Origin of the sequence: Pseudomonas sp. TMW 2.1634 (assembly GCF_001703595.1) — a bacterium.
Lineage (GTDB): Bacteria > Pseudomonadota > Gammaproteobacteria > Pseudomonadales > Pseudomonadaceae > Aquipseudomonas > Aquipseudomonas fragi.
In genome coordinates, this window is record NZ_CP016849.1 from 4,853,505 (window position 1) to 4,879,418 (window position 25,914).

The 25,914-nt window shown below is 59.3% G+C and carries 28 protein-coding genes; 9 read left to right on the plus strand and 19 right to left on the minus strand.

What is annotated here, in order from left to right:
- Positions 1-148 precede the first annotated feature (148 nt).
- The gene (locus BFC21_RS23055) at positions 149-1,459 is read right to left on the minus strand and encodes an aminotransferase class III-fold pyridoxal phosphate-dependent enzyme (RefSeq protein WP_120266514.1); all 1,311 of its coding nucleotides are present in this window, start codon (positions 1,457-1,459) and stop codon (positions 149-151) included.
- 190 nt (positions 1,460-1,649) lie between these two features.
- Here BFC21_RS23055 and BFC21_RS23060 point away from each other — a divergent pair, with 190 nt between their 5' ends.
- Together BFC21_RS23060 and BFC21_RS23065 are read left to right on the plus strand one after the other, a co-directional pair.
- The gene (locus BFC21_RS23060; RefSeq protein ID WP_088379040.1) at positions 1,650-2,387 is read left to right on the plus strand and encodes a sulfite exporter TauE/SafE family protein; all 738 of its coding nucleotides are present in this window, start codon (positions 1,650-1,652) and stop codon (positions 2,385-2,387) included.
- Positions 2,388-2,407: 20 nt separating this feature from the next.
- A complete protein-coding gene (locus BFC21_RS23065) occupies positions 2,408-3,166 on the plus strand; it encodes an SDR family oxidoreductase (protein WP_088379041.1) in 759 nt (252 codons plus the stop codon).
- A gap of 63 nt (positions 3,167-3,229) precedes the next feature.
- Here BFC21_RS23065 and BFC21_RS23070 read toward each other — a convergent pair whose 3' ends face one another.
- From BFC21_RS23070 to BFC21_RS23090, 5 genes are all read right to left on the minus strand, one after another.
- A complete protein-coding gene (locus tag BFC21_RS23070; protein ID WP_120266515.1) occupies positions 3,230-4,039 on the minus strand; it encodes a hypothetical protein in 810 nt (269 codons plus the stop codon).
- Between the two features lie 208 nt (positions 4,040-4,247).
- Positions 4,248-6,674: a TonB-dependent receptor gene (locus BFC21_RS23075; protein ID WP_088379043.1), complete on the minus strand. Its 2,427-nt coding sequence runs from the start codon at positions 6,672-6,674 to the stop codon at positions 4,248-4,250.
- Between the two features lie 103 nt (positions 6,675-6,777).
- Positions 6,778-7,746, minus strand: a complete 969-nt coding sequence (locus BFC21_RS23080) for a FecR domain-containing protein (RefSeq protein WP_120266516.1) — start codon at positions 7,744-7,746, stop codon at positions 6,778-6,780.
- Positions 7,743-8,249 (minus strand): sigma-70 family RNA polymerase sigma factor, encoded by a 507-nt coding sequence (locus tag BFC21_RS23085; RefSeq protein WP_088379045.1) that lies wholly within the window; start codon positions 8,247-8,249, stop codon positions 7,743-7,745. Before BFC21_RS23085 ends, BFC21_RS23080 begins: the two co-directional genes overlap by 4 nt.
- A gap of 197 nt (positions 8,250-8,446) precedes the next feature.
- On the minus strand, positions 8,447-9,334 hold the full coding sequence (locus BFC21_RS23090; protein ID WP_088379046.1) for an SDR family oxidoreductase: 888 nt from the start codon (positions 9,332-9,334) through the stop codon (positions 8,447-8,449).
- Between the two features lie 117 nt (positions 9,335-9,451).
- On the opposite strand from BFC21_RS23090, the gene BFC21_RS23095 reads away from it, so the two are divergent.
- A complete protein-coding gene (locus BFC21_RS23095) occupies positions 9,452-10,369 on the plus strand; it encodes a LysR family transcriptional regulator (protein ID WP_088379047.1) in 918 nt (305 codons plus the stop codon).
- A gap of 122 nt (positions 10,370-10,491) precedes the next feature.
- On the opposite strand, the gene BFC21_RS23100 is transcribed toward BFC21_RS23095, so the two are convergent.
- Positions 10,492-10,944 carry an Lrp/AsnC family transcriptional regulator gene (locus tag BFC21_RS23100; protein ID WP_088379048.1) on the minus strand — a complete coding sequence of 151 codons (453 nt, stop codon included), beginning with the start codon at positions 10,942-10,944 and terminating at the stop codon, positions 10,492-10,494.
- A gap of 170 nt (positions 10,945-11,114) precedes the next feature.
- Here BFC21_RS23100 and BFC21_RS23105 point away from each other — a divergent pair, with 170 nt between their 5' ends.
- The 3 genes from BFC21_RS23105 (at position 11,115) to BFC21_RS23115 (ending at position 12,798) form a co-directional block, all read left to right on the plus strand.
- A complete protein-coding gene (locus BFC21_RS23105; RefSeq protein WP_088379049.1) occupies positions 11,115-11,732 on the plus strand; it encodes a LysE family translocator in 618 nt (205 codons plus the stop codon).
- Positions 11,733-11,776: 44 nt separating this feature from the next.
- A complete protein-coding gene (locus tag BFC21_RS23110) occupies positions 11,777-12,322 on the plus strand; it encodes a DUF924 family protein (protein ID WP_162939408.1) in 546 nt (181 codons plus the stop codon).
- A gap of 92 nt (positions 12,323-12,414) precedes the next feature.
- Positions 12,415-12,798, plus strand: a complete 384-nt coding sequence (locus BFC21_RS23115; RefSeq protein ID WP_120266517.1) for a cytochrome c family protein — start codon at positions 12,415-12,417, stop codon at positions 12,796-12,798.
- Here BFC21_RS23115 and BFC21_RS23120 read toward each other — a convergent pair whose 3' ends face one another.
- Complete coding sequence (locus BFC21_RS23120; protein ID WP_095005008.1) at positions 12,799-13,128, minus strand: hypothetical protein; 330 nt, start codon at positions 13,126-13,128, stop codon at positions 12,799-12,801. It lies immediately after the preceding gene.
- 599 nt (positions 13,129-13,727) lie between these two features.
- Here BFC21_RS23120 and BFC21_RS23125 point away from each other — a divergent pair.
- Both BFC21_RS23125 and BFC21_RS23130 read left to right on the plus strand, forming a co-directional pair.
- A complete protein-coding gene (locus BFC21_RS23125) occupies positions 13,728-14,777 on the plus strand; it encodes a hypothetical protein (RefSeq protein ID WP_095005007.1) in 1,050 nt (349 codons plus the stop codon).
- Between the two features lie 261 nt (positions 14,778-15,038).
- A complete protein-coding gene (locus tag BFC21_RS23130) occupies positions 15,039-16,037 on the plus strand; it encodes a site-specific integrase (RefSeq protein ID WP_120266518.1) in 999 nt (332 codons plus the stop codon).
- 542 nt (positions 16,038-16,579) lie between these two features.
- Here BFC21_RS23130 and BFC21_RS23145 read toward each other — a convergent pair.
- From BFC21_RS23145 to BFC21_RS23180, 8 genes are all read right to left on the minus strand, one after another.
- On the minus strand, positions 16,580-17,185 hold the full coding sequence (locus tag BFC21_RS23145) for a hypothetical protein (protein ID WP_120266521.1): 606 nt from the start codon (positions 17,183-17,185) through the stop codon (positions 16,580-16,582).
- Positions 17,182-17,448 (minus strand): hypothetical protein, encoded by a 267-nt coding sequence (locus tag BFC21_RS23150; protein ID WP_120266522.1) that lies wholly within the window; start codon positions 17,446-17,448, stop codon positions 17,182-17,184. The genes BFC21_RS23145 and BFC21_RS23150 overlap by 4 nt, the downstream gene beginning before the upstream one ends.
- Before the next feature lie 67 nt (positions 17,449-17,515).
- Positions 17,516-17,827 (minus strand): hypothetical protein, encoded by a 312-nt coding sequence (locus tag BFC21_RS23155; RefSeq protein WP_120266744.1) that lies wholly within the window; start codon positions 17,825-17,827, stop codon positions 17,516-17,518.
- 23 nt (positions 17,828-17,850) lie between these two features.
- Positions 17,851-20,544, minus strand: coding sequence for a toprim domain-containing protein (locus BFC21_RS23160; RefSeq protein WP_120266523.1), 2,694 nt, complete (start codon positions 20,542-20,544; stop codon positions 17,851-17,853).
- The gene (locus BFC21_RS23165; protein WP_120266524.1) at positions 20,541-20,780 is read right to left on the minus strand and encodes a hypothetical protein; all 240 of its coding nucleotides are present in this window, start codon (positions 20,778-20,780) and stop codon (positions 20,541-20,543) included. The genes BFC21_RS23160 and BFC21_RS23165 overlap by 4 nt, the downstream gene beginning before the upstream one ends.
- A gap of 73 nt (positions 20,781-20,853) precedes the next feature.
- Positions 20,854-21,219, minus strand: coding sequence for a hypothetical protein (locus tag BFC21_RS23170; RefSeq protein ID WP_120266525.1), 366 nt, complete (start codon positions 21,217-21,219; stop codon positions 20,854-20,856).
- Positions 21,216-21,695, minus strand: a complete 480-nt coding sequence (locus tag BFC21_RS23175) for a YmfL family putative regulatory protein (RefSeq protein ID WP_305881729.1) — start codon at positions 21,693-21,695, stop codon at positions 21,216-21,218. The genes BFC21_RS23170 and BFC21_RS23175 overlap by 4 nt, the downstream gene beginning before the upstream one ends.
- 29 nt (positions 21,696-21,724) lie before the next feature.
- Positions 21,725-21,925: a DNA-binding protein gene (locus BFC21_RS23180; RefSeq protein WP_120266527.1), complete on the minus strand. Its 201-nt coding sequence runs from the start codon at positions 21,923-21,925 to the stop codon at positions 21,725-21,727.
- 138 nt (positions 21,926-22,063) lie between these two features.
- Between BFC21_RS23180 and BFC21_RS23185 the strand changes: the two genes are divergently transcribed.
- Positions 22,064-22,372 (plus strand): helix-turn-helix domain-containing protein, encoded by a 309-nt coding sequence (locus tag BFC21_RS23185; RefSeq protein WP_120266528.1) that lies wholly within the window; start codon positions 22,064-22,066, stop codon positions 22,370-22,372.
- 359 nt (positions 22,373-22,731) lie between these two features.
- Here BFC21_RS23185 and BFC21_RS23195 read toward each other — a convergent pair whose 3' ends face one another.
- From BFC21_RS23195 to BFC21_RS23205, 3 genes are all read right to left on the minus strand, one after another.
- Positions 22,732-22,980 carry an ogr/Delta-like zinc finger family protein gene (locus BFC21_RS23195; RefSeq protein ID WP_120266745.1) on the minus strand — a complete coding sequence of 83 codons (249 nt, stop codon included), beginning with the start codon at positions 22,978-22,980 and terminating at the stop codon, positions 22,732-22,734.
- Between the two features lie 66 nt (positions 22,981-23,046).
- A complete protein-coding gene (locus BFC21_RS23200) occupies positions 23,047-23,925 on the minus strand; it encodes a phage portal protein (protein WP_162939371.1) in 879 nt (292 codons plus the stop codon).
- On the minus strand, positions 23,837-25,900 hold the full coding sequence (locus tag BFC21_RS23205) for a terminase large subunit domain-containing protein (protein WP_120266531.1): 2,064 nt from the start codon (positions 25,898-25,900) through the stop codon (positions 23,837-23,839). Before BFC21_RS23205 ends, BFC21_RS23200 begins: the two co-directional genes overlap by 89 nt.
- Between the last annotated feature and the right edge of the window lie 14 nt (positions 25,901-25,914).

The window sequence follows — 25,914 nt, forward strand, 5'->3', positions numbered from 1 at the left end:
AGAGGGGGGAATTAGGTCAGCATCATGCCCTGAGGGCACCACTGAACCTGTGGGAGCTGGCTTGCCTGCGATGCAGACGACGTGGTCTGCATGGTAAACCGCAGCGATACCTTCGCGAGCAAGCCCGCTCCCACAGAGGGAGTGTGGCTTACAAAACCTCACGCCCCAGGGTGTCTTTCAATATGCCAAACATCCCGTCCAGATCGGCCCGCCCAGTCACCAGCGCCGGGGCAAAGATGATCGCGTCGCCGGTGGTTTTCACATGCAGCCCGGCGTCATACAGCGCTCGTTGCACCCGTGCGCCCTTGGCCCCTGGCGCATCCCCTGGCGTCAGTTGAATCCCGCTGAGTAAACCATAACCGCGCAAATCGCTGACCTGCGCCAAGCCTTGCAACCCGCTCAGGCACTCCAGAAAATACGGCGCCAGTTGCGCGACTTTGGCGAACAAGTCCTCGTCACGGTAGATATCCAGCGAAGCCAGCGCCGCCGCACAGGCCACCGGGTGCCCTGAGTAGGTATAACCGTGGAACAACTCCGGGCCGCCACCTTTGCTGGCGTTGATCACGGTGTCGTAAACCGCTTCGTCCACCGCCACCGCACCCATCGGGATTGCGCCGTTGGTCAGGGCCTTGGCCAGGGTGATGAGGTCCGGCTTCACCGCAAAACTCTGCGCCGCAAAGGCCTGGCCGGTGCGGCCAAAACCCGTGATGACTTCATCGAACACTAGCAGGATGCCGTGTTTGTCACAGATATCACGCAGGCGCTTGAGGTAGCCCGCCGGCGGCACATACACGCCGATGGAGCCGGCAATCGGCTCCACAAAACAGGCAGCAATGCTGTCGCCGCCGTGCATGGCGATGATCCGTTCAAGGTCGCTGGCCAGGTCAGCGCCCTGTTGCGGTTCGCCCAACTGGTAGCGCTGGTCTTCCTGCCAGGTGTGGCGCATATGGCTGACATGGGGCAGGCCGCCGCTGGCGAAGGCCTGGCGGTTGCGCATCATTCCCGACAGCGCCACGCCGCCAAAATTGACGCCATGATAGGCCCACTCCCGCGACACAAAACGGGTGCGCTGGGCTTCACCGCGGGCGCGGTGATAGGCCAGCGCAATCTTCATCGCGCTGTCCACCGACTCGGAGCCGGAGTTGGTGAAAAACAGCTTGTTCAGCCCCTCGGGCAGCAGTTCGCTCAAACGTTCGGCCAACTCGAACGACAACGGCGAGGCGCGTTGGAAATGCGGGGTGAAATCCAGGGTCAGCAATTGTTTGCACACGGCTTCGGCGATCTCGGTACGACCATGCCCGGCGGCGCTGCAGAACAGCCCGGAGCTGCCATCGAGCAGCTCGCGGCCTTCGGCATTCCAGTAGCGCACACCCTCGGCGCGGACGAACAACTGCGGTGCGCGCTGGAACTCGCGGTTGTCGGTGAAAGGCATCCATTGGTGGTTCAGATTCGTCGCCATGCGTGTCACTCCTGAGGCTCGGCCCGGTGCGGCCAGTTGCTCGCAGACTAGTCACGGCCCGGGGCAATCCTTAGAGCCAGATGGGGCTTTCGATGGGGCCAGTTCTGGCCCCATCGAAAGCCCTCGCTGGATCTAAGTGCCGGGGTGTGTGGCTGACTACAGTGGCGTCATCGACCACCTGGAGCTGCGTATGACCCCTGAAGCGAGTTGGACCCTGAGCGCGCTGTGTGTGCTGGTGGCGGCGGTGGTGCGCGGGCTGACCGGCTTTGGTTTTGCCGCGATTGCCGTGGTGGGGCTGGCGATGCTCGGGTCGTTGCAGCAGGCGGTGCCGCTGGTGTTGTTTCTGGAGGTTGCGTCCAGCGTGATGCTGTTGCGCAGTGCCTGGCGCGAGGCGCATTACCCGTTGCTCAAACGCCTGTTGCTGGCGGCAGCGTGCGGGGTGCCGTGCGGCATCTGGTTGCTGACCGGCATCGACAGCGGCGGGCTGACGGTGGGGGTTTATCTGTTGGTAGGGTTGCTGGCGATTCTGGGCCTGGCGCGCATTCGCCTGCCGATGGGCGAGGGGCGCGCCGGTGCCTGGCTGGTGGGCAGCAGCAGCGGGGCGTTGATCGCCGCCTTCAGCATTGGCGGGCCGCTGGTGGTGGCGTGGCTCAGCCACTGCGGGCTGCGGGCCCGGGCGCTGCGGGCGACGCTGATCATGTTCTTTTTTGCCGTTGATATCGCCGCGCTGACTGGGTTGGCGGCGGCTTCGGCCATCCCCTCCGGCACCGGCTGGCAGGCGCTGCTGATGCTGCCTGCGCTACTGCTGGGGCTATGGCTGGGGCAACAACTTTTCTTGCGCATTCAGGCCGAACAGGCCGCCCGTTTTACCCAATGGCTATTGCTGGTGCTGGCAGGCGTTGGCCTGCTGGGCCGGGCGTGGTCCTGATCGATCCCAAGGAGCTGTTTATGCTGCCGACTGTTTTTATCACCGGTGCCACGTCCGGTTTTGGCGAAGCCTGTGCCCGTCGTTTTGCCGCTGCTGGCTGGTCGCTGGTGCTCACCGGGCGCCGGGCCGAGCGCCTGCATGCGCTGGCCGATGAACTGTGTGCCCAGGCCAGAATCTTGCCGCTGGTAGTGGACGTACGTGACCGCGTTGCGATGGAGCAGGCCATCGAGCAACTGCCCGCAGAGTTCAGCACCCTGCGCGGGTTAATCAACAATGCCGGGCTGGCCCTGGGCACCACGCCAGCCCCCGAGTGCTCGCTGGATGACTGGGAGACTATGGTCGACACCAATATCAAGGGCCTGCTGTACAGCACGCGCTTGCTGCTGCCACGGTTGATCGCCCACGGCGCCGGGGCGGGCATCGTCAACCTGGGGTCGATTGCGGGCAACTGGCCGTACCCCGGCAGCCATGTGTATGGCGCGAGCAAAGCCTTTGTGCGGCAGTTTTCCTTGAACCTGCGTTGTGACCTGCAGGGCACTGGCGTGCGTGTCACCAACCTTGAGCCGGGCCTGTGCGAGAGCGAGTTTTCGCTGGTGCGCTTTGCCGGGGACAAGGCCAGGTACGACTCGGTATACGCTGGCGCCCAGGCGATTCAGCCGGCTGATATTGCCGAGACGATCTTCTGGATTCTCAACCAGCCGGCGCACATCAATATCAACAGCCTTGAATTGATGCCCATGAGCCAGTCGTGGAGCAACTTTGCGATTGAGCGGGCTTGAGCTATCGCGAGCAAGCCCGCTCCCACGGAAGGCCGTGTGGGAGCGGGCTTGCTCGCGATGGCATCACTCGGTGTCCGATGTGTTCGCTGCTTCAAGCCCGGCTTTCCAGGGCGTGTACTCGACGCGATGGAAAGCGCTGGTCATGCCCTGGGCATTGGCTACAAAGCCCGGCATGGTGCTCATGTCCAGCTGTTTGCAGCGCTGGACCAGGCCGGCAAGCAAGGCATCGTCCTGCCTGAATTCGGACGGGCGCAAGGAATGCGGGTCCAGGCTGGCGGCACACTCGCGCACCTGCCCGGAGCTGTCCGTCATCATCATCAACGTGGCGACGCCGATGCTGTCGATGGGCAGCGGGGCGAGCAGTTGGGTGAACAGAAAATCGTTTTGCGCCTTGTCGTGCAAAGCGGCCTCACGCCGTGCGCGGGTGTCCGGGGAAAGCGCCACCAAGGGGTAGACCAGAACTGGCGCCACGACCCTAGCGGTTTTGGTCTCGGGGTCGATCAGCGACGAGGGCAGCTCGGGGAACACCGCTGTCCAGCAGATCGAGCGCAGATCTTCGGCCAGCTTGCGGTTGTAGGGGTAGACCCGGGCATCCACTTTCTTGTTGGGCAGCGTGCCACAGCCAATGATGCGGTTCTTGTCATCGAGGGTCAGCATCAGGTTGAAACTGCCGTCGCGGCCCTGGGTATTGGCCAGATCGCCTTCGCGGGCCAGCACCCTGCTGATCAGCTTTTCATACACATCGCGTTGTAGCGCCTGGTCCTTTTCCTGTGCCGCAGTGAGTTTGGGCGAGCGGTAGGAATCATGGCCGCCGGACTGGCAGCCAGCGAGCAACAGCGCGCAAAGAGCGAGGGTGAATGAGCGTTTGAACATGACAATCCTTGTACAAGAGACAGGCCCGTTGCAGTCCTGAGGGCGTTTTGGCGGCCGGGAGTTTATCGTATTTAACGGGGTTGTTGCAGATGTGTTTTATTCGCGTTTGCGAAGCGTAGGACCCGTTATATTGCGCAGCTACCCTCGCGAGCAAGCCCGCTCCCACGGGAGAGGATGTGGGAGCGGGCTTGCTCGCGATTTGTATTACTCAAAAATCAGCCTTGAGCGACATCACAACGTTACGCGGTTCACCGTAGAAGTTGCCGAACCCTTCGGTGCCAACGGTGGCGTAGTAGCGTTTGTCGAACAGGTTGTTGCCGTTCAGGGCCACCGACCAGGTGTCGTCGATTCGGTAGCCAATCCGGCCGTTCCAGATGGCATAGCCCGCTTGGGTAATGTCGTCGCCGCTGATGGGTGAAACCCGGTAGTTGCTGCTTTGTGCATTGACCCCGGCGCCGATCGTGACCCGGTCCAGGGCACCGCTCAGGGCATAGTCCCCCCATACGCGCAGCAGATGGCGCGGCACATAGGAGTTGTAGGCCAGCCCGTCCTGGGCTGCATCGGCGTCTTCCAGAACCTTGGTCTGGGTATAGGTGTAACCGGCCAGCAATTGCAGGCGCTCGATCACTTCACCGCTGACCTCGGCTTCAAAACCCTGGGCGCGAACCTTGCCGGAGTTCAGCGAGCAGCCACCGTCCGGGCACAGCGGGTCGGTCTGGGCTGCGTCTTTCTGGACAGTGCGGAACAGGTTGAACGAGCTGTTGAGCCGACCGTTGAACCACTCGCCCTTGATCCCCAGCTCGTAGCTTTGTCCGATCAGCGGCTTGAGGGTCGCGCCGCTGATGGTTCGATAGCCGCCCTGGGGGGTGAAGATATCGGTGTAGCTGGCATAGGTGGTCAGGTTGTCGTTGAGGTCGAACAACAAGGCGGCAAACGGCGTGACTTGCCCGCTCTCTTTGGCCTCGGAATACACCGGGGTGCCTTCGCCGCGCCAGTAGGAGATGGCGTCATTGGTCGATGAGTACCAGCTGACCCGGCTGCCCAGCACGAAGGTCAGCGGATCGGCCAGTTTCAAGCGGGCCAGGGAGTAGGCGCCGTACTGCTTGACGTGGATGTCCACCGGTCCGCCCCGTGAGGCATTGGCCAGGTAGTAGCTTTCATCGGGGCGCGGCAGGTTGTGGTTGGGGTTCAACACATTTTGACGATCTGCCAGCGCGGCCACGGCGTAGAAGTCATCCTTGTGCGAGCGGCTGGCGTTGGCACCCACGATCAGTTCGTGCTGCTGGCCAAAAGCGTCGAATTTACCGTCTACATAGGCATCGAAGCCGTAGTCGGTCTGGTTGTAGTCATAGATGCTGCCGAGCATCAGGGTGTTGCTGCTGGTTGCGCCCACGGGCACCGCACCACTGGGGAAGGCGTATTCCATGTCCTGGGTATTTTTTGAATACACCCCGGCCACCTTCAGTGCCCAGTCGTCATTGATCTGCTGCTTAAGGTCAGCGAACCAGGTGGTGCGTTTGCTGCGCTGGTTGTTCCAGGAGGTGTTCAGGCAGGTGGAGCGCTTGAGTTTCAGGTCGCTGCCATCGGCATAACGCGGCAGGCCGCCCCAGCAGGGTGTGGCGTCGACGTCTTCATAGGCCAGGCCCAGCCCCAGGGTGGTGTCGGGGCTGAGGTCGAAGTCCAGCGCGCCGTAATAGACCTGGTCCTTGCGGGCGGCAACGTCATAAAAATACTGGCGGGTCTGTTGGGTCACCACTGCCCGGCCACGCAGGGTGCCGGCTTCGTTCAGCGGGCCGCCGGTATCGACTTGCCCGCGGTAGTTGTCCCAGGTGCCGGCCGACAGCGCCAGTTGTGTGTGCGGGGTGGCTTCGCCGCGCTTGCGCACAAAATTCACCCCGCCCGCCGTGCCGCCGGCGCCTTTCATCATCCCGGCGGCGCCGCGCAGAACTTCGACGCGGTCATAGATCGCCATATCGCTGTTGAAGCTGTCGGCCTGTACATAGCTGCTGCCGATGTCCAGCGGTACGCCGTCGTACTGGTACTGGCCGCTCATGCGAAAGCCGCGGGAGTAGAAGTATTTACCGCCCATGGGCGAGTCGTAGACGGTGATCCCCGGGGTTTTTTCCATCACCTGTTCAATGGTGTTGAGGTTCTGGTCGTCGAGCATCTTGCGGGTGATGACGGTGACCGATTGCGGGGTCTCCTTGAGCGTGTGCGCACCCTTGCCGATGGTCACCGCTTGCGCAGTGTAGGAACCCGAGCCTTCGGTAGTGGCGTCGAGGCTGCGTTCGGTGACGTTGGTGACGCCCAGTTGCAGGGCCGCGCCGGTTTGCGGGGCCGGTTCAACACTGAAATTACCCTGCCCGGTGATACGCAATTGCAGGCCGCTGCCGCGCAAGGCCGTGTCCATTGCCTGTTCGGCGGACATCTGGCCAATCACCGGCGGGGCTTGCTTGCCCTGCACCAGCACGGGCTCCAGCGAGACAATCCGGCCGCTCTGGCTGGCAATGGCATTCAGGCTGTTGGCCAGCGGGCCGGCGGGCAGGTTGAAACTTAGGTCCTGGGCCAGGGCAGGGCTGGCCAGGGTTGCCAGGGCAACGGCGACGCTAAGGGTGTGGGGCCACGGGTTGAGCACAGCATTCTCCTGATCGTGTGGAAGTCTCAGGAGATAGGTGGGCCGAGATCTGAAAACCGGACACGAATGCGATCAATTATCAAAAAAACTTTTCACCGGGGCCTTACGCGGCCCGAATGACGGTGAGCCAGGGGCTGTAGTGATCCACACGAATGGGCAAGGTTTCGGCCAGTGCCGAGAAGGCGCGCTCGGGGTTGTCCAGCGGGTATACGCCCTGTACCCGCAGGCCGCGCACCTCGGGGGCCACGCGGACAAAGCCGCGGGTATAGGGCCGCAGGGCCGCCACCACGTCTTCCAGCGGGTCATCCAGCACGTTGAGCCTGGCCCGCAGCCAGTCGGCACGATAGCGCTGGTCGCCGCTCATGGGCACGATGCTGCGCGGGTAGAGCATGGCCGCCTGACCTTCTTGCAGGTCGAGGGTCAGGCCGCTGAACAACCGGGCCTGGACGCTGTGCTGCAGCACCACCAGCCGGGTTGCCTGCTCCTGTTGGGCGACCAGAAACCGCGTGCCCAGGGCAGTGATTTCACCTTCGGCACTGCGCACCCGCAACGGGCGCTCGGGGTCGGGTGCCACCTTGATCACCAGTTCGCCGTGGCGCAGGATCACCAGCCGTTGCCGCGCAGTGAAGTGCAGGTCAACGGCGCTGCTGGCGTTCAGGCTCAGGCGGCTACCGTCGGCCAGGTTGAAGTCCTGGCGCTGGCCGCGACCGGTGGACAGGTCCGCCAGCAGCGAGTCACCCAGCGGAGTGCTGGCGCCCAGCCACAAACCGCCGCCGAGCAGGCCCAGGCCGGTTATTGCACGCAGTGCGTCACGCCTTGACGCAGTGGGTTGCAGCAGCAACTGACGGGCTTCATCCGCCTGGCCGGGGATGCGTTGCTCCAGCGTGCGCAGTGTCTTGAAGGAGCCGCCCAGGCGCCTGTGCAATTGTTCCCAGGCCTGGGCATGGGCCGGGTCCTTGGCCAGCCAGGCATTGAACCGTTCTTGCAGCACGGCATCGGGCGTACCGGCGCGCAGCTTGACCATCCAGTCGATGGTCTGCTCGCTTAAGGGGTCCAGACGTTGTTTGCTCACAGGCTGGCCTCGCTCAGGTAGCACTGGCGCAAGGCCTGTTTCATATAACGGCTGACGGTGCGTTCCGACAGCGCCAGTTTTTGCGCGATGGCCACATAACTCAGGCCGTCGAGCTGGCTGTAGAGGAAGGTGGCCTTGACGATCATCGGCAAGCCGTCGATGGCGCGGTCGATGGCCACCAGTGCTTCGATCAGTTGCAGTTGTTCCTCGGGGGACGGCGCTACGGCCTCGGGCAACAAGGCCAGGCGATCCAGGTAGGCGGTCTCCAGCTTGCGCCGGCGATGGCGGTCGAACATCAGGCGCCGGGCGATGGTGGACAAGTAGGCACGAGGTTGTTCGATGCTGTCCGGGTCGACCCGTGCTGCCAGCATCTGGCAAAAGGTATCGGCGGCGGTGTCCTCTGCATCTGCGTGATTACGCAAGCGACGCTGAATATGTTGCAGCAACCAGCGGTGGTGGTGGCTGAAAAAGAAGCCCAGCTTGTGAGTCGGGAGAGAGGGCACCGGTCGAGCTTCCAAATGTGAGTGCGAATCGTTCCCAATGGTAGCGGCAAGGTGATGGCCACTGCAATCGAAGAGTTCCAATCCTGCGTAGTCGCTGCCGAAGGCTGCGAAGGGTTGCGGAGCAACCCGTTATCCAGAAGACGCTGCTAATTTGCTTTAATCCCCTCGCAGCCTGCGGCAGCGACTACAGGGTTGAGTCAATAGGCAAACACCTTGCGGTGTTTCACTACAAAGTCTTCCCAGCGCACCGGCTGGCGCCCGGTGATCTGGCTGAAGTTGTCGAACGTCTCTTCCACGCCGGGGATCTGCCGTGCGGCCATGCGGGTGAAGTTGTCATGTACACAGTTCATGTAAGCCATTTCTGCACCTGCCGCGCGCATATTCTCCACAAACACGTCCGGTGACTGTGCGTCATAACGAAAGGGCTGGCCCAGCACCCGGCTCATGATCGCGGCGATGTCGCCATAAGACTGCACGTCGTAGCCCAGCCGATAGGTCTGGCCGGCGTGCCTGTCCGGGTGCAGCAATGCTTGCGCCGCCACCCGGGCAACGTCTTCACCGTCGACCCAGCTGAACCGCGCATCGCCGGTGTACTGCTCGATCACTCCGTTGATGACTGCCCGGGTGCCATCGTAGCTGAGCAGGTTTTGCATAAAACACTCCGGGCGCAAGTGGGTGAACGAGAACCCCGACCATTCGATATAACGCTCAACAAACTGGTGCCAGGCCCAGTGGCCGATGGTGGTGTCGTCCCGCCCGCACGCACCCAGATGCACCATGTGCTGCACGCCGGATTTTTTCGCCTGGTCGATAAATGCCTTGCTCTGGCGCAGCATGTCCACGGTGTAGCCGGTGACCAGCAGGGCGCGGTCGATGCCCTCCAGCGCCGGGGCCAGGGTGTGTTCCTGGTCGAAATCCATGATCACGGTGCGGATGCCCTGTGCCGCAAAGGGCTGAGCCTTGGCAGGGGAGCGCACGGCCGCGACCAGCGTAATGCTCTGGTCGGCTTGCAGGTTGCGCAGGGTGTCGCCGCCGATCTGGCCGGTGGCGCCGGTGATTAAAACGGTGGGTTTGTGCGAAGTCATAAATACGCCTGATGCTTGAGTCAATTCTTGGTGTAAAAGCTTACTGGGGAACTGCTGGCGTATTTGCGATGCCTTTTACCTAATAAGATGAACTGAATTCACTAATGAGGGCCGTGCATGTTCGCTTCCGAGCGCCTGAAAGGGATCGATGTTTTTGTCTGTGTCGCCGACTCGGGCAGCTTCAGGGCCGCCGCTGAACGCCTGAACCTGACGGCCTCGGCGATCAGCAAGGCCATTGCCCGGCTGGAAGGCAGGCTTGGGGTGCGCCTGTTCCAGCGCACCACGCGGCGCCTGGCATTGACCGATGCGGGTGCGGCTTTTTACCGGACCTGTACCGGGGTTCTGGCCGAGCTGGAAGAGGCCGAGCTGGCCATGCAGGCCGACAATGCCGAGCCGCAGGGCAGGATCCGCATTGACTTGCCGGCGGCCTTCGGGCGTTTGCAGGCGTTACCGGTGATTTTGCAGTGTGTGCAGGAACATGCCTTGCTGCTGCCGCATATTTCCTTCTCCGACCGTTTTATCGATCCGGTCGAAGAGGGCGTGGACATCGTCGTGCGGGTCGGTGGCCCGGATATCTGGCCTGCGGCACTGGAGCATCGCTTTCTGGGGCGCGAGCGGCATGTGTTCTGTGCTGCGCCGGCTTATCTGAACATTCACGGCACGCCTGTGACCGACCGCGATCTTGAGCATCACCAGTGTGTGGCCTATGGGCGGGCCGACGGCACGGTCAGCCCCTGGAATTTCGCGGGCAGCCGCCCTGGAGAGGTCGAGCGGCGAGTGATGCCCGTCAGGTACATCGTGGGTGATGGTGAAGGGCAGGTGATGACAGTGCTGGCGGGGTGCGGCATCGCCCAACTGCCCACCTGGCTGATCAAGCAGCATCTGGCTGATGGTTCACTGGTGCAGGTGCTGCCGCACCTGGCGAGCGAGGGGCTGGCGATCAACCTGGTGTGGCCAAGAAGCCGCAAGGCCCTGCCCAAGGTCAGCGCCTTGCTTGATGCCCTGACAGCCGGGTTGATGCCACTGGCGGATTAATGTGCGGGTTGCACTCGCCCTGTGGGAGCGGGCTTGCTCGCGATTGGGTCATTGCGGTTTTACCGTGGCTCCGCATCGTCTGCATCGCAGGCAAGCCTGCTCCCACATGCCTTTATAAAGCCTCACAACGGCAGCATCCGGTCCTGAATAACCCGCTTCATCACCAGCGTGGACGTCAGGCGTTGCACGTTGGGCAGTGAGGTCAGGCGATCGTCGTAGAGTTGCTGGAAGGCCGGCAGGTCGGCGGCGACCACATGCAGCAGGTAGTCGGGATCGCCGAACAGCCTTTGTGCGTCGACGATTTGCGAGGTCTCGATCACGGCCGCTTCAAAGTCGGCAATGGCCTGGCGCGTCACTTCGCGCAGGGTGACAAACACCATCGCGGAAAAGTTAAGCCCCAGCTCACTCGGCGCCAGCAGGGCGCGATAGCCCAGGATCACGCCGGAGTCCTCCAGCGCCCGCACGCGCCGATGGCAAGGGGAGAGGCTCAAGCCCACCCTGTCTGCCAGTTCAGTGAGCGAAAGTCGGCCATCGGCTTGCAGTTGCGCAAGAATATTTCTGTCAATGCGGTCCATGTGGAAGAACCTTCCTCGGCTATGGCTTTTTATTAGGATAAACGAAAGATAATCCTGACAGCATTTCCTTATTCTTCTTTTGCCGACTGAAGCCTTTTCAGGCGATCGCGGTGGTGGGCTGACGGCCCTTCATTCTTCCTCGACATTCCAGCGTAAAAAGGAAATCCCCTTTGACTCTCAGCGTCCTGGCCGCGTTTTGGGCGGTATCGTTCTTGTTTATCATCACCCCCGGCGCAGACTGGGCCTATGCGATTTCTGCGGGCATGCGCGGGCGGCTGGTGACCCCGGCGGTGGCCGGCATGCTCTCGGGGCATTTGCTGGCAACGGTGATTGTGGCTGCAGGGGTGGGCGGGCTGGTGGCGCGTAACCCGATGATCCTCAGCGTGCTGACCGTTGCGGGAGCGCTGTATTTGCTCTGGCTGGGGGTGTGCATGCTCAGGGATCCCGCAACGCCCCAGTCCGGGCAGGGGCAGGCATCTGATTCATGGTCGCGCTGGGCGTGGAAGGGGGTGTGTGTCAGCGGCCTGAATCCCAAGGTACTGCTGTTGTTCCTGGCGCTCTTGCCGCAGTTCACCGACCCGCTGTCGAACTGGTCGATACCAACACAGATCATTGCCCTGGGCGGGCTGCATGCAGTCAGCTGCGCGCTGGTGTATCTGGCGGTCGGCTTCAGTGCCCACGCCGTGTTGCGCACCAGGCCAGGGGCGGCGAAGAACGTCAGTCGGGTATCAGGGGCGATAATGATCCTGATTGCGGTGGTGCTGCTGGCGGAGCAGGCCTACAGTTGAGGCTTGGCCAACAACGCGAGGATGAGACTGTGGCAGCGACCGGGATGGATGAGCAAACAACACCGCAGGCGGTCATCGAGTTCTGGAAACAGGCGGGGCCCAAGCATTGGTTCGCCAAGGATGCAGCCTTCGACACCTTGTTTCGCGACACTTTTTACAGCGCCCATTTCCTGGCCGCCAGTCGCCAGCTGGAGCACTGGCTGGCACAACCGGAAGGCGCCCTGGCATTGCTGTTGCTGCTGGACCAGTACCCGCGCAATGCATTTCGTGGAACCGCACATATGTTTGCCACCGACTCGCTGGCGCGCTTTTACGCCCGGCACATGATCAATGGCGGCATGGACAAGGCGCTTGAGGCCGACTTGCGGTTGTTTTGTTATTTGCCGTTCGAGCATTCCGAAGACGCTGCCGACCAGCAACTGTCGTTGCAACTGCATCTCAGCCTTGGCCCGCAAGCCAGCGTATGGGCACAAGAACACGCCGAGATTATCCAGCGATTTGGGCGCTTTCCCCATCGCAATGAGGTGCTGGGGCGCGAGACCACCGAGCAGGAACGCACGTTTCTGGATCAAGGCGGGTTTGCAGGTTAAGGCCGTGTCTTGACCGTCAGCAAGGTGCAACTGCAGATGAGCAGGCATAATTGCCGCCTGAGCCTGAACACCCTTACCTGATGGAGTTGCCGATGAAGTCCCCAGCCATGTTGGTCCTGAGCCTGTGTGCCTCGCTATTGAGTCACAGTGCGATAGCGACGGGGGATGCTGAAGCGGGGGGCAAGCTGTTCACTAAAACCTGTGGCGGTTGCCACAGCATCGGGGTTAACGCGCGCAATGGTTTTGGCCCGCAGCTCAATGGCGTGATCGGGCGCCAGGCGGGCACCAGCGAGGGCTATCTGTACTCCGACGCCATGAAAAACTCGGGTGTGGTGTGGACCCGGGAAAAACTCGCCGCCTATATTGAGGCCCCGAAAAAAGTGGTGAGCGGCACGCGGATGATCTTCTGGGGCATCAGCGACCAGGAGAAGATCGACAACCTGCTGGCCTATATTGAGTCCGTCCAGGGGCAATGATTACTGCACATCCTTGAGGTAATCCTTTAGCGTCAGCAGCGCCGGGTGCATTTGTTCCGGGGTCTGTGCACTGCTGAAACCGGCGGCCAGCTTTTGCAGTTCGCGGCCCATGACCGTTTGCGCGCCGCCCAGGGCGTCCAGCGCCAGCGCCACACAGCGCTCGATTTTATCCTGGATGGCGTCGATATCGCCCTTGCGCAAGTCAAAGGCAAAGACATCGCGCTGATAGTCGCTCATGGCCGGGTCGTCGCGCAAAATCGGGCTCGAACCTTCGCGCTCATACGCCAGCTTGAGTGCATAAAGGGCGACTGTTTCCAGTGGCAATTCCATCTTCAGGTTCCTCTTTTATATCGGGCACTGCATAAGCGGCGTGCGGTGTGCGGCGATTGTACTGGCACCGGGGCAGGCAGGATACAGGCGGCGGAGTAATGGCTGAATTGCAGGGCTTAAAGCAGTTGGGGTTTTTAAGTCGACTGTTTGACCAATAATATTTAAAAGGCGGGGGCGAGTTGGCGGATAGGCATAAGCCACGAAAAAGCCGATTAAATGATTCTAAGAATATTTGGTGAGTACACGCGTTAGTGACGCATTTATTGAAGTTGTGTAAAGGGCGAAGGCGCAACTGAGCAGCCAGTTAGAGCGGCTGGTGACCGAGTGAGCAAGGCGGCTTAGTTGCGGGTTAACAGGGCTGGTGAAGCGCGCGATAAACGGCAATATTTTTTTATTCCACTCAAAAGGGTGTCAGGCAGCACGAAAGCGCATTTTTACCAATGCATACGGGTTGTTTCTCCTGTCAGTTATGACAGTTTTTCAAGAGTGGGAAATTGCAAGTCTGCCCGGCTGGCGTCCTTCAGCGTCAAGGAAGAGGGTAAGTTGCTGCTAAAATTAGTATTAACAATATTATTAAATTCAGCGTCTCGGAATGTAAGATGAACAGCCCGGTTATTATGCTGGAAGAGCAGTTGGGCGATGTGCATTCGAGCCAGATTGCTTACAAGCTTACTGTGCGCAATGCCAGTGCGGAACCCCTGTTGATAATGGCGCTGCAGCCCCATGTGCCTAAAGGTGCGCAACTAATGGACGTGTCGGACAGCGAATCGGAGATGGGGCGCTCTACCAAGTCAGCATTGATTGCCGAACTCAATCAATTGCTCAATGACTTTTTATGGCTGGAGCTGCAGGCATTCAGGAAAGACTTTATTGCCGCCCAAGTTGACAACTACAGGTCGATCTTCAAGTTCAAGGGAATGCTCAAGGCCTATCTGTATTTTGCCAATCGGCGAGAGGTGTTTGAAAGACAAGTGAGGGGGGATATTACCAGTTTTCGCTATGCAATAGCCTCGGGAGACGATGCGCGTCGCGCCTACTCAACGTGGCTGGATGAAAGCGATAGTTCTTTTGCCGGGCCGCATCATGATCAACAAGGCATCAGAGTCTTGTTCAAGGCGAAGCTTGCACAACTGGAGGCGGTCGAGGCCAGGCTATTGGAAATCGTGAGGGAGGGCTCTGACCTCACGTTTATCGAGCCTGAAACCTCTTTTTCGGCAACTTATGTAATGCGGTTTGACAGGGCCCTGCTGGAGCCAAGGAAATACCAGGTGGGTTTTGATGTTCGTTACAAGTTGGGGGGAGCAAAAGTACCAAAATCGGCCTCCGTGGCCACCAATATACAAATCACCCCCTCGCCGTTCAGCCTGTCGATTGTTGCCATAGTGGCCGCGGTACTTGGGGCGACACTGCGCGGCTCACTGGAGGGGGACGTCAACAAGTTCGAGGAGATCATAAAATCGGCAACCACGGGGCAAATCATCGTTGGCCCGATCGTCGCGTTGGTGTTCTTCAACATCTACGAGCACACGAGGTTAGGCAAGGAGTTGAATTTTTCTATCAGTTGGAGGAGTGCGCTGTTTGTCGGGGCACTTTGCGGTCTGGCACAGGATCGGGTGATCGCGGCACTGACGGCCTTGATCGGTGGATAAGGGGGGTAATCGACAGGCACAAAAAAACCGGCGCCAGGGCCGGTTTTTTTGTGTGTTCAAGGTGCATTGAGCGGCACCTTGAATCTATGTTTGGTGCCCCGAGGGGGACACGGGAGTCCTGCGACAGTAAGCGGCAGGTAGCGGCAAAACCCGGTAATGCCCGGCCACGCTGGCCCAAGCCGATGTTTACCCACGACAGCTAACGGCAATTTCCTGTTTCTTCGTGTTAGCCTTTACGCCATTTTTACGCCAGGAGGGTGTATGGCTTCATATCGGAAACGGAGCGGTGGTTGGAGGGCCGAGGTGGTGAAGCTGTGCGTGCGTGACTCCCAAACGTTCGACACGAAGGCGGCAGCTGTTGCATGGGCAATCGCTCGTGAAGCTGAAATCATGGCCCAGAGCGGGACATCCCGCGCAAGCGTGTCTATGACTGTTTCGGAAGCCCTGAGCAGATACAAACGGGATGTTTCTCCCACCAAGGAAGGCCAGCGGTGGGAAGAGCTGCGGTTGGATAGGTTTGACCGGGAGCTTGAATGGGTAGGAGAGCTCATTGGCAACATCACGTCAGAGCAGGTCGCTCAATGGCGTGATGGGCGGCTGAAAAAGGTCAAGAGCTCGACAGTGCGCCGTGAGATGACACTTCTATCTTCCGTGTTTGAAATCGCTAGGCGGGAGTGGAAAACGTGCCTGGTCAATCCTGTTCGAGACGCCAAAAGGCCGAGCAATGGCCCGCCTCGTGAACGACGTGTTGCTACCGGTGAAATTAGCGCGCTGATAAATCGGCTTGGCTACGTTGAGGGCCAGCCGCCGGTGACTTTGCTGCAAGAGTTGGCGTACGCATTCCTCCTCGCTATCGAAACTGCAATGAGGCAAGGCGAGATCTTGGGTATGACCGCGAAGTGGGTGAATTTGCGCGAACGCTTCGTTCACCTGCCCAAGACAAAAAATGGCTCCACTCGAAATGTTCCTTTGAGTAAGCGTGCGGGAGAATTATTAGCGCCGCTGTTGGAAGGGAAGGGCGCTAGCGATCGCCTTTTCAAACTCGAATCAGCATCAGCGGACACCATGTTTCGCAAGATCCGAGACGAGCTAAAGATTGACGGTCTGACCTTTCACGACACCCGGCATGAAGCCATTACTCGGCTTGCCCGCAAGGTTGAGGTGTTGGACCTGGCACGTATCACCGGTCACAAGGATCTCAAGTCCTTGATGATTTACTACAACGCTACGGCATCGGAGGTGGCGGAGCGGCTGGGATAAAAAAAGCCTGCGGAGTTCGCAGGCTTTCATTCACGCGGTTTGTCTGGTTCGCCTTGCAACGGGCAACCTCGCACGATGTTGGCGCAACCAAACAATAACCTCTGCCGCAAACCATCTTTTCGCTGCTTTCGCACCCGTTGCGCAGGGTTGGACGCTCGTGGGGAAACTCGGCTGAACAACGATCCTACGCTCTACCGTGTCGCCCGACAGCTTCAGGTAGGCAGCAATGTCCTGTGAGGTCCACAGTTCGTGCTCTGGCGCTACCGCTGGACGCTGAAGCTGTCGGATCAATTCATGCAGCGAGCTGATCAGATCAACCGTTCCTGGTTGAACCTCACCGGGCATACCGTTGCTCCCTCGCCGCTCGAGCGGCATTTTTTTCCGCCATCACTGCCGCCCATTCATCAGCTTTGCGCTGCTGACGGATCTTGCTGCATGCCTGGTGCCGGGGAATTGAGCGTGCATACAGGCAGATATCGCAGGTATTGGGTAGGTCAAGGCGATGGCTGGCCATGGGGGGCCGTTCGCGATCGGGAAGGGGCCTAGTCATTGATCACCTTCTTTTCATCACGCTTGCTGGACCAGCCGCCCTGGTATTCGCTCGAGGTAATCTCTACTGCTCCGTCGATCCAACCGGATGTAGGTTTGCCTGCCGCGACTTTTTCCGCGTGGTCGGCCTCATCGATCTGAAACCCAAGTTCGAAAAAAGCGGTGCCGTTGTGGGCAAACATGACACCGCCGCACAACAGAATGTTTCCAGTGTTCACTTCCAGGCGTCGCCAGTATTCATGATTCGACAAGCTGGCCGGGCAGTGTTCGTTCCATAGGTCAACAAGTCGCTTGTGCTCTGCTCGAGCTGCTGTGCGCTCTTCTTTTGAGGATCCTTTTCCCGGTTTCGCAGACACGCGCAGCACCCTGTAGCCGTAGTGGTCAGGTCGACACCAATGGACGTCGTGCTCCTGGCCAGCGCTGAGTTTCACGCCGCCGGCATAATTGGATGTGATGTCGCGCATGGGGGCGACCTTCCCGCCAACGTGCTCGCCAAGTGTTTCTAGGGCTGCAAGAAATGCATCTTTGCGGGAGTAAAACTCTGTGACGATCGCCACCGGGCCAGATGCTTGGGTCTTGTAGAAATAGCTTGTGCTCATGCTCGTGCTCCGGAGTGCATAGGTTTGGCCAGCAGCTGTGCAACAACCGCTGCATCGCTGGCAGTCAGGTCGCCTAGTCGGTGCGCCATGGTCGTAACGGTTTCGAGTCGGATCCGCGTATCAGGGGTTTTCTTGACCTGGTATTCGAACAAAGCAGTGCCGACGATGCTGATGGCCATGAGGCGACGAGCCGGTACTGCGGTCTGTGGATCCGGTGTTGTGGTAGCCTTCACATCGCTGCCGCTATGGTGTTGTGCTTTCATCGTGTTGCTCCTGGTGGTGGTTGGTGTCGAGGGGTTGCACCCCCTCGACGCCCTTGCTTAACCGGCTTTAACCGGCGTTCTGTTCGATCGGATCTGAGCGCACCAGGTGAAGCACCAGGCTCTCCAGATCAGCGACCTCCTCGGTCTCTGACTGCCATTCCAAAACCGCTTGAATCTGGTCACGGCTGCACCCCATCACCAGAATCTCCCGCTCACCTCGAGCGGCGCGGACCTCCAAAATCCCAAGCAGACCGGAAACCGCATAGGCATGCGCGTGGACCACCGGAAAGCCATCGCGGGTTTCGGTGAGGCCTGCGAACACCACACCGGTCATGTAGGCCTCTTCAACCGGGGTACCGCTGATTACTTGAATTTGCATCGACGTTTCCTCGTTGGTGTTGATCAGGCTGCTTGGAAAATCCAGCACCGCACGGTTTTAGCTTTGTTGGCCGCGTCGACGTCCCACGCCGAACACACGTTCCGGTTGGTTTCGATGAACTTGGGGCACTTGCTGGTTTTCAGGTGGCGTTTCAGCTCTGTCAGGTCCGGCACCTTCTGGCGTTTCTCTGCCGCTTCCTTCGCGAAGTCGTTCAGGTTCACCGCAATCAGGCCTTCGTTACGGGAGTGATTGAGGCCACCAGCGGTGCTGTTCAGGTACTCGTACAGCTCCCAAAATTCGACGACGATCGGGTGATCGGCGTTGATCGCCAGCTGGCGTTCCTTGGCCATGCTCTGGATCTCCGCATGGGCGGCTCTGATCTGCTGTTTGTTCAGCGGCACGACGTGCACCAGGGCGTCGTCCAGCGCGTGCAACTGGGCGTGATTCTTGGCGATCCGGACGGTACGAATTTCAGGTAGGGCCAGCAGCTGCTGTTCGTAGATCGGCACCTGTTCGCGAACGGTCTGCATCACGCTGCTTTCTTTCATCGTGGCCTTGACCAGGAATCCGCTGACGCGGTCGACCGGCATACGCTCCAGCTTTTCCACCAACAGCTTTGTCTGTGGGGTCTGGCCATCCTTGGTCATAGCGATGTGCACCAAGCGCTGCAGGATGGGTTCGGACGCATTCACCGCATGGTTCTGACCGATCACCACGGCACCACGGAACGGTGGTTCACGTGTGTCGTTGCCGTTGTTCTTCACGCCGGTGGAGCGAACGCTGCGGCCGTTGTAGGCAGTCTTGAGTTCGTCCCAGTCGTACTGCTTGGTCTGGCTGCCGTCGGTCTTTTCCCGCTCCGACTCGATCAGCACCACAGGCAGGTTGCCGACCTGGGCGAAGTTCCGTGCTCGAGCAACTGGCGTGCCCTTGGTTGGGTCGAAGCCCTCGTAATCGATACGGCCGCACAGCTTCCACAGGAATTCGATCAGGGTGGATTTACCCGCGCCGGGTTCACCGATGATTTCGGCAAAGGGGTAGCTTTTCTGGTACTGGCGGATCTGTTCTGCGAACAGGGAACCGAACCAGAAGGCGAGCGCGACCAGCCCTTTAGGGCCGAAACATTCCCAAATGATGTCGAGCCATTCGGTATCGAATTTCTCGAGATCGGTATTCAGGTTGAGGATCACCGACTGGCTGAGCGTCTTGATGCTCAACCGCTCCATGTCGAAGAAGTCTTCTTCATTGAGCTTGAACACCTTGCCGTCGCGGACCGCTACGTCGCCATAGACATACGCGCCGTGCTCTTTGGTGTAGCCGGTGAAGTCGATGGTCTGCACGGTTTTGAGCGCATCTGTTTGCTCTTCAATGAAGGCGTCTAGCTGCTGCGTGGTCCCGGTGAACATCCCGCCTGGGGCGATGCCCAGCAGGCGCTTCTTGAACTCGGCAGAGGAGGAGATCTGCGAGCTGGTAAAGGTGTTCTTGATCGGCGCGGCATCGTGAGCAAACGTGATCCGGAAGTAATACCAAGCCTCGTCGGTTAGCTTGTTTTCCTGGTAGTACAGGGCTTTCGGATTGCAGGTGGCGATCCGCTGCAGTGCGCCGCACTGTTGCATGGCCTTCGCCCGCATCTGTTTGTTGTTCAACTGCTGATCGTCGTGGTGCTCGCTTTCTTCCAGCTCCTGGATTGCCTTGTTGTATTTGTCCAGGTCGAGCCTGAACCAATAGAGGCGGTTGCCGAACTCCAGGTGGAATTCGCTACGGCGCTTCCAATCGAACATGACCAAGGCTTTTTCGGTCGCGTTTTCTGCGATCAGCAGAGCACCGAAGTGGCGGGCAGTGGTGATGTCTTTATCGACCTGAACAGCACGCTTCTCGCCTTCGTCCAGGAACTGCCAACGCTGATGGAGATCGTTCCAGTCGACCTTCCTGTTATCGCGCTGGGGGATCTGCGCCGCTTCGCAAGTAAAGCCCAGCTCGCGAGCCATGCGCACCCAGCGCTTTGTGTAAGCGTGCGCACCGGGTTCGTTATCCAGCGCCCATACCAGCTTCGGCAGACTGCCCTGGCGCGCTTCTGCCAGTGCTTTAAGAGAGTCAGATGGGAATGCGTTGGAGGACATCGCAGAGACGGCGGCAATGTCATGGTGCCCTAAGGCGATCGCATCAAAAATGCCTTCAACAATCCATAGCTCTTTGACGGTGGCCAGGTCGACGTTCGGCGGACACCACCAGACGCCCTTATAGCTCTCGCCTGGCATAAACCGGGCTTTCATCTTGCCGAAGCGTGCAGGCTTGTCGATCAGCCGTTCCCAATACCCACCTTTCTCCAGGGCAAAACGAACGGTCGCGCTGCCAGCGTTGTGCTGGCTCGAGTAGTACGTGTCCTGGGTAAACCAGTTACCGATCAGTGAAATATCGAAGCCGCGGGAAAACTCCAGATAGGCCCGTGCTGTAGCCGAAGGCGCGTTTTCGGTAGCTGGAACGCGCTTGCTCCAGTCTTCGAAAAGGTCGGCGTAGATTTCCTTGACGTGTACGGTGTGGCCGCATTTTTCCTGGCGTCCACAGTTCAGCTGCCAAGGTTTCTCAAAGCGGGTGTACAGCTCCCTTTTATTGCATTTGGGGCAGGTGCCGCCGCGCATGTAATCGGTGCCGGGACGGTGTTTGAGGCCGAAGTCGGATTCGATGCGCTGCAGGACGTCGTGACGTAGATCGTCTCTCATGATTGCTTCACTGCGTTAAGGCTGTGGGACAGGGCTGCCATCAGGCGTTTTTGCGCTGCCATTACCGGGACGTGGGCGATGATTGCGCCGTGGCGCAGACCGTCCGCCACCAGGCGGAATTGGTCGGCATACCAGTACTCGTTGAGGTTCAGTCGGTACTGTTCACGTAGGGCTGCCAGCAAGGCTTCAGCCTCTGCCGGTGGCAGTTGGGCGGTGACAATTACGGCGTTTCCCATCGTAAAACCTCGAATTCGGGCGCAGCTCACCCAAACCCACGGGGTGTGGGGCAGGCAATTTGTTGGGTTGGTGTTACGAGTTGGCTAAGCGGTAACGCCCGTTATCCGGTGCGTTGATGATGCGTTCATAGATCAGGCTGACCGGGATTGCCCAGGCATTGCCGGTGGTAGGGTCAACAATCACCGAGTGGGTGGCGGTGCTGTTGTGGATGTCGAGGCGCTGGCGATCGCGGATTGCGTTCATGTCGCTGTAGGCCAGGTGAACCATCTTTTCAGCCATCTGCGTCAGCACATCGTAGTCGGCGACCAGGTGGCGAACGGTTCGAGCAATAAGCTGCTGGTCGTTGCCCAGGTGTTCGCAATGGTGACGCTCAAGAAAGGCAAGGGCGGCGGCTTTGAGCACGTCCTGATATTCCTGTACTGCCGGCGCATTGTTCATTGGGCTGGCCCTGATTTGGCGCGGTAGAGGTCAATGGCTGCCAGCACTTCGGCATGGCGTGCCGCCATGTGAAGGTTGTGAGCATTGAGGATGTGTTCAGCCTCGGCTTCGGTGATGCAGCCATCGGCTAAAGCCTTGGCAATCTCTTGGTCGACGCAGCCACGCTTTGCAGCGACCTGGACCGACAGTGAGTACATTTCCACCGTGTCATTCGTTTCGGGATCCGGTACCGCTACGAACAAGCCGCCATACATCGACGCCACGTAGTGCGGGAAATGCTGTGTGCCTGCTTCCTGCTCGAGCTGGTACAGCTGGGCGTCTGTCAGGGGCCTGCTGTTGTTGTTTTCGTAGGCGTGGTTATCAAACTTTTTCAGCGCCAAACCGATGCGAGCTGCAGCGCACTCGCGACCGCCTGGGTAGCTGCAGATGATTGCGCTGACGACTTCACGGCGTGTCTTTAGAACTGGGCTTTTCATGTTCTGCTTTTCCCTGAGAGATCGTGCCATTACTGTGCAATCACGCCGTCTTTGATACCCAGCAATACGGCGGCTCGATGTGCCTCCCCCCGGCGACCTTTTCGGCGACCGTTCAAAAGGTCGCTAACCAAATTTTTGTTCAAGCTATGAATGCGGCTGAATTCCGCGATGCTCATCCCCTGACGATCAAGCGCAGCGCGGGCTTGCTCCGGTGTAACTGGCGCGTGCATAGTGCGTTCACTCCTGTTGATATGAGTTGTTTCGTGTTCATAGGTGGTGATTATGCACGCTAATTTGATCTTGTACAGAGGGATAGCTTGAAAAATTGTGCATCCAATTCAGAAGACGGACGTTCTGCAGGTGACCGCTTGCGTGATGAGCGCCTTAGGTTAGGTCTGAGTCAGGAGGACTTGGCACAGGCCGGCGGGGTGAATCGGAACACCCAGGGCAGCTATGAACGGGGGGCTCGAAACCCCGATACCGCTTACCTTGCGGCGGTTGCGAGTCTTGGCATCGACACCGTCTTCGTCCTTACCGGCCAAAAACAGGTCAGTGATCTCAGTCCAGTGGAAGCCCAAATAATCGATCAATATCGAAATATTCCCGAGGACGACCAAAAATTGATTCGTCGAATGCTTTCGGCGATGGCCGCAATGGAATCTCGCGGTTTGAACTAGGTTGTAACGAATTGTTAGCACTAGCTGTATTCCTCTCTCTGCCAATACGTTTTTCGCCCGATAACGTCGATTCATTCATGCACCTATGGAGCCGTACGCATGTTGGATCGAGCTAAATTTGAAGGCAGTTACAACGAATCTCGTGAATTTGATTGGCAGGCGCTTAGCGCGTTGGAGCTACGGTTGATCAAGCACTACCGACGCATGTCTGTGGAAGATCAGAGATATGTAAGGCGCATGTCGGAAATATTGTTGGAAACTCCTGACTGCCCTGGCATCGACAAAGCAATCACCTAACCACCTCGCTTGTCCTTACGTTGCATCAGGCGCTGGCCCCTGTGGCTGGCGTTCCCGCGCTATCACGCTGCGCCCAGCTGATCGAACAGCTCCCGCTGTTTCGCCCGTGACAAATTCTTGAGACTGTCGAAAATGAGCCGGTCCATGGCTTGGGCCGACGGGCTGAGCGTGTGCGAAAACGTCAGGTTTGCCACCCACGTGTGCCCACACGTTGCGTCCAGGCACTGGCAGTACAACTTGGCGAAGTCATTCGAAAGCTGATCCCTTGAAGCAATCCGCCCCTTATGCCCGCACTTACATGTGATCCTCATTGCGTCCCTCCCCAGGGCCAGCCAATTGCCACCATTTTGCCACATTGTGTAGTGGCATTTCCTGCTCTAGACACCTAATGTAGTGTTTTCCACTGCCGCTGGTGTATCTCTCCAGGCAATCCGCCTGTCCTGCCGCAAGGTATCGTTCACCTGGTCGAAAAGTTGACAGATCGGGCGAATTTCGTTGCTCGTGTAAACCCGATCGATCTTTTCGATATCGCCAAAGCCAGCGCTGTTTTCCGGGATGATGCCGGCTAGAGCCGGGTTCATGCGCCAGGCGGCGATCACGTCGTTGCGGGTGATGTTCTTGACCTTCTCCAGCTCGTCCTTCGCCTGAAAATCCCCGACCGGAATGATCTGAATCGCCTTTTCCGCGCCATTCGGGATGTTGACGAACATCGATCGAAAGTTGCCCACGCCCTTGCTGGCGGTGATCTGAGCTTTCAGCTCGTCCTCGTCTTCCTCGGTCAGGTTCGGGTCGTTGGTGTAGAAGATGTAGCCGGCGTGCGCGCCGTTGCTGTAGTAGCGGCGGCGGAAGAGGGTGGCGGCCTCATTGAGCAGCAGAGCCTGCATACCGCCCAGATAATCCGGCACGCCGTAGATGTTTTGTTCCACGTCGTAATTGAAGATGTGCTCCACCTCGTCGCGGTGGAATTCGATCTCCTTGCCTTCTGGCTGCAGCATCACAAAGCCGCCATCTCGCTTGACCCGCATGTTGATCGCCGGCAGGTGGTCCATCTCGAGCACCTGGCCGAATGCATTGCGTCTGCGGTACAGGTACGCCTCTCCGAACACCATGTAGTCCAGACCCGCGCTGCTCATCGTCCGCGTAGACATGCCCAGCGACGGGAGGAATTCACGCAGCAGCAGATTGCGCTTGAACCCCGGAATAGCCCCGTGGTGCGCGTTGGCCCGTAGCAGCTTGGCCAGGCCTTGGCGCGACACCGGCGGCGTGTACAGCCGACCGTCGTGACTGGCGAACACGCCCAGGTACTGCCCGATGTTCTCGCTGAGCACCTGTTCTGGCGCACCGAATGAAAAGGCCCGCATTGGCCTTTGTGCCTGGTCTAGCTGCTGGTTTGCTGTGTGACGAGCCATTGTTTGCTGATCCACTGAGTGCGTAGCGGCTGCGCCGCTGCTTGTTGGTGTTGAGGGGTTCGTTAGCCAGCGCGTGCATGATTGCCCACGCGATATCGGCGTGGCCGGTGGCGTCGGTGCGCGATGCGCTGTAGGTGATCTGCCCGCTGTTCGTAGCGCCGCGCTTGATTGTCAGGAACGCCTGGGCGATATCGTTCCAACCTGCATCCCACTCGATGCGACTGCCAACGATGGTGTCCTGGGCCTTGAGCACCAGGGCATTTTTGGTTTCCAGGCTGTAATGGATCGACGTCGCACGCGGGTAAAAATCGCGCACCAGGTCGTACACGCCGTAGCCGATACCGGTGGTGTCGATACCGATGTGCTGGACGTTGAAACGCTCGGTGAGCAACTTGACCTGCTCGGCCTGGTACTTGAACGACTGCCCACGCCAGCTGTGTTTCTCGAGGATCCGGAACTTGCCACCGGGCTCGAGCGGCGGCGCGATGACCACACATGTAGCATCGTCCCGGGTTCGGCTGGGGTCGTAACCGATCCACACCGGGCTGTTGCCGAATGGGCGCGGGTCGTCTGGCTCGTAGTCGGTCCACAGCGCCAAGTCCGAGTAGCAGCGCTCCAGATCACCCAGGGAAAACACGCTCTGGGTGCTGTCGATGAATTTGCACATGAACAGCTGTTCAAACCGGTCGTCGTCGTACTCCAGGCGCAGCTGCTCGAGGTCGAACAGATCGCAGCCACCGGCGATCGCGTCCAGGATGGTGATGACCTTGCGCCATTGGCCATCTGGACAAAGCGCGCCGGCGGCGACCTGTTTGTCGCTTGGCCACGGCTCTTTGGCGGTTTTCTTCTTGCTGTTGCGGAACTTCTCGCCGGTCCAATGCGGATACGCCTGGTGCGATACGGCGCTGGGCGTGGAAAAGTAGGTTTTGCGCCATTTTTTGTGGGTCGCCATGGCGCTGGCCACGGTGTTGAGCTTCTCGAAATCGCGGATCCAGAAGTACTCGTCCACATAAACGTGGCCATGGTGCCCCTGGGCGGTGCTGCTGTTGGTGCTGAGGAAGCGCAGCTCGGCCCACGGCTTGCCGTCTTTGCTGAGCACGATTGGGTTGCCGCTCAGCTCCAGGCCGAACCACTCCTGGGCAAACGAGATGATGTAGCTGCGGAAGATCTCGGACTGGGCGCGGCTGGCTGACAGAAAGATTTGGTTATCACCGGTCAATACCGCATCCATGAACGCTTCGCCGGCGAAGTAGTAGGTCAGACCCACCTGGCGGCTTTTCAGGATGTTGCGGATCCGCGCTGTCAGCGGATTGATCTTCGCGGCGTACAGTTCTTTCTGGTAGCCGTACATTTTGCTGATGAACTTGTCCAGGAAGTCGACTTCGGTCAATTCACTGACGTCGTTCTTTGGCGCTTTCTGTTTCTTCTTCCCGCCCTTGTCGTCCCGGTTGCCTTTATCCCGGCGCTCGCCGCGCTTGTCATCCCGACGCTGGCCACCGTCCTCGCTCGGATCATTGGCAGGCATTGGCGCGGGTTTGGCGCACTGCTTGGCTAAGCGCTCGCGGACAGTGGTCAGGCGGTCCAGTTCGTCCAGATCACCTTTGGTCAGGGTGGTCTGTTTATCCAGGATGAGGGTGATCCGCCGACTGACAGCCGTCAGCGGTTCTTCGTCCGACAACATGTCGTCCCATTCACCCTGACGGATCCAGTAGTAAATGATCCGAATGTTGGGCAGGGATAACTGCGCCTGAATTTCACGCGGCTTACAGCGGCGTAAATAGAGGCGTTTTGCGGCTTCTTTAAGTTCGGGGGCGTATGGCATGGCCGCAGTCTATG

Excerpts from the sequence above, each read along its gene's own strand:
- BFC21_RS23055 (WP_120266514.1), bottom strand. The coding sequence starts at position 1,459 with ATGGCGACGAATCTGAACCACCAATGGATGCCTTTCACCGACAACCGC.
- BFC21_RS23060 (WP_088379040.1), top strand. The coding sequence starts at position 1,650 with ATGACCCCTGAAGCGAGTTGGACCCTGAGCGCGCTGTGTGTGCTGGTG.
- BFC21_RS23065 (WP_088379041.1), top strand. The coding sequence starts at position 2,408 with ATGCTGCCGACTGTTTTTATCACCGGTGCCACGTCCGGTTTTGGCGAA.
- BFC21_RS23070 (WP_120266515.1), bottom strand. The coding sequence starts at position 4,039 with ATGTTCAAACGCTCATTCACCCTCGCTCTTTGCGCGCTGTTGCTCGCT.
- BFC21_RS23090 (WP_088379046.1), bottom strand. The coding sequence starts at position 9,334 with ATGACTTCGCACAAACCCACCGTTTTAATCACCGGCGCCACCGGCCAG.
- BFC21_RS23095 (WP_088379047.1), top strand. The coding sequence starts at position 9,452 with ATGTTCGCTTCCGAGCGCCTGAAAGGGATCGATGTTTTTGTCTGTGTC.
- BFC21_RS23100 (WP_088379048.1), bottom strand. The coding sequence starts at position 10,944 with ATGGACCGCATTGACAGAAATATTCTTGCGCAACTGCAAGCCGATGGC.
- BFC21_RS23110 (WP_162939408.1), top strand. The coding sequence starts at position 11,777 with ATGGATGAGCAAACAACACCGCAGGCGGTCATCGAGTTCTGGAAACAG.
- BFC21_RS23115 (WP_120266517.1), top strand. The coding sequence starts at position 12,415 with ATGAAGTCCCCAGCCATGTTGGTCCTGAGCCTGTGTGCCTCGCTATTG.
- BFC21_RS23120 (WP_095005008.1), bottom strand. The coding sequence starts at position 13,128 with ATGGAATTGCCACTGGAAACAGTCGCCCTTTATGCACTCAAGCTGGCG.
- BFC21_RS23125 (WP_095005007.1), top strand. The coding sequence starts at position 13,728 with ATGAACAGCCCGGTTATTATGCTGGAAGAGCAGTTGGGCGATGTGCAT.
- BFC21_RS23130 (WP_120266518.1), top strand. The coding sequence starts at position 15,039 with ATGGCTTCATATCGGAAACGGAGCGGTGGTTGGAGGGCCGAGGTGGTG.
- BFC21_RS23145 (WP_120266521.1), bottom strand. The coding sequence starts at position 17,185 with ATGAGCACAAGCTATTTCTACAAGACCCAAGCATCTGGCCCGGTGGCG.
- BFC21_RS23150 (WP_120266522.1), bottom strand. The coding sequence starts at position 17,448 with ATGAAAGCACAACACCATAGCGGCAGCGATGTGAAGGCTACCACAACA.
- BFC21_RS23155 (WP_120266744.1), bottom strand. The coding sequence starts at position 17,827 with ATGCAAATTCAAGTAATCAGCGGTACCCCGGTTGAAGAGGCCTACATG.
- BFC21_RS23160 (WP_120266523.1), bottom strand. The coding sequence starts at position 20,544 with ATGAGAGACGATCTACGTCACGACGTCCTGCAGCGCATCGAATCCGAC.
- BFC21_RS23165 (WP_120266524.1), bottom strand. The coding sequence starts at position 20,780 with ATGGGAAACGCCGTAATTGTCACCGCCCAACTGCCACCGGCAGAGGCT.
- BFC21_RS23170 (WP_120266525.1), bottom strand. The coding sequence starts at position 21,219 with ATGAACAATGCGCCGGCAGTACAGGAATATCAGGACGTGCTCAAAGCC.
- BFC21_RS23175 (WP_305881729.1), bottom strand. The coding sequence starts at position 21,695 with ATGAAAAGCCCAGTTCTAAAGACACGCCGTGAAGTCGTCAGCGCAATC.
- BFC21_RS23180 (WP_120266527.1), bottom strand. The coding sequence starts at position 21,925 with ATGCACGCGCCAGTTACACCGGAGCAAGCCCGCGCTGCGCTTGATCGT.
- BFC21_RS23195 (WP_120266745.1), bottom strand. The coding sequence starts at position 22,980 with ATGAGGATCACATGTAAGTGCGGGCATAAGGGGCGGATTGCTTCAAGG.
- BFC21_RS23205 (WP_120266531.1), bottom strand. The coding sequence starts at position 25,900 with ATGCCATACGCCCCCGAACTTAAAGAAGCCGCAAAACGCCTCTATTTA.